General features: G+C 60.6%; 1 rRNA gene. It reads right to left on the bottom strand.

Annotated features, from left to right (window positions below):
- Positions 1–317: 317 nt before the first annotated feature.
- Positions 318–1,839: ribosomal RNA gene (locus EJA20_RS18415) — 16S ribosomal RNA — on the bottom strand.
- Positions 1,840–1,985 lie beyond the last annotated feature (146 nt).

The raw sequence follows: 1,985 nt of genomic DNA, 5'->3' as shown, positions 1-1,985 counted from the left end.
GACACCAGGAGCGGCGGCAGCGCGGCTGTGCCCTCAGGACCCAACAGCGTGTCAGCCGACCCCCGACAGACCCAGGACCCCCGTTCCCTCCCCACCACCGCACCCCCACCCCACCCCCCGCACCCCCCGAAGGGAGCACACGGCGCAGAGCACGGACCCGACAGCAGGCGTACTAGGCAGTCCCGGACCCCGCAGGGCCGGCAGCAGTCGATGTTCCACCCATGAGCACCACCCCCCACTCGCACGGCGAGGGCGTGGGCCTGGACCCCACCAGCCACCCATGACAGGCAACACCGGTGACGCCAGATGCTCCTTAGAAAGGAGGTGATCCAGCCGCACCTTCCGGTACGGCTACCTTGTTACGACTTAGTCCCAATCGCCAGTCCCACCTTCGACAGCTCCCTCACGCAAGCGTGTTGGGCCACCGGCTTCGGGTGTTACCGACTTTCGTGACTTGACGGGCGGTGTGTACAAGGCCCGGGAACGTATTCACCGCAGCGTTGCTGATCTGCGATTACTAGCGACTCCGACTTCATGGGGTCGAGTTGCAGACCCCAATCCGAACTGAGACCGGCTTTTTGGGATTCGCTCCACCTCGCGGTATCGCAGCCCTTTGTACCGGCCATTGTAGCATGCGTGAAGCCCAAGACATAAGGGGCATGATGATTTGACGTCATCCCCACCTTCCTCCGAGTTGACCCCGGCAGTCTCCCATGAGTCCCCGGCACTACCCGCTGGCAACATGGGACGAGGGTTGCGCTCGTTGCGGGACTTAACCCAACATCTCACGACACGAGCTGACGACAACCATGCACCACCTGTGCACCAGCCTTGCGGGGCCCCCATCTCTGAGGGTTTCCGGTGCATGTCAAGCCTTGGTAAGGTTCTTCGCGTTGCATCGAATTAATCCGCATGCTCCGCCGCTTGTGCGGGCCCCCGTCAATTTCTTTGAGTTTTAGCCTTGCGGCCGTACTCCCCAGGCGGGGCACTTAATGCGTTTGCTGCGGCACGGAACCCGTGGAATGGACCCCACACCTAGTGCCCAACGTTTACGGCATGGACTACCAGGGTATCTAATCCTGTTCGCTCCCCATGCTTTCGCTCCTCAGCGTCAGTTGCGGCCCAGTGACCTGCCTTCGCCATCGGTGTTCCTCCTGATATCTGCGCATTCCACCGCTACACCAGGAATTCCAGTCACCCCTACCGCACTCTAGTGTGCCCGTACCCACTGCAAGCCCCAGGTTGAGCCTAAGGTTTTCACAGCAGACGCGACACACCGCCTACGAGCTCTTTACGCCCAATAATTCCGGACAACGCTTGCGCCCTACGTATTACCGCGGCTGCTGGCACGTAGTTAGCCGGCGCTTCTTCTGCAGGTACCGTCACTCTCGCTTCTTCCCTGCTGAAAGAGGTTTACAACCCGAAGGCCGTCATCCCTCACGCGGCGTCGCTGCATCAGGCTTTCGCCCATTGTGCAATATTCCCCACTGCTGCCTCCCGTAGGAGTCTGGGCCGTGTCTCAGTCCCAGTGTGGCCGGTCGCCCTCTCAGGCCGGCTACCCGTCGTCGCCTTGGTAGGCCATCACCCCACCAACAAGCTGATAGGCCGCGAGCCCATCCCTGACCGAAAAACTTTCCACACCACCACATGCGCAGCGGTGTCATATCCGGTATTAGCCACCGTTTCCAGCAGTTATCCCAGAGTCAGGGGCAGGTTACTCACGTGTTACTCACCCGTTCGCCACTGATCACCCCAGCAAGCTGGGGATCACCGTTCGACTTGCATGTGTTAAGCACGCCGCCAGCGTTCGTCCTGAGCCAGAATCAAACTCTCCGTCAATGTCAGACAACAACCCCACCCACCACCCGAAGGCAACCGGTGGAGCCGTCAACACAACCAAAGAGAACAAAACGGCAATCAGCACAGACCGTTGGCCTGTCCAGAAAACCAAGACCCACCACTCACCCCACACCCACCACAACGGA

Origin of the sequence: Cellulomonas endophytica (assembly GCF_004123805.1) — a bacterium.
GTDB lineage: Bacteria > Actinomycetota > Actinomycetes > Actinomycetales > Cellulomonadaceae > Cellulomonas > Cellulomonas endophytica.
This window is presented reverse-complemented; position numbering and strand designations above follow the sequence as displayed.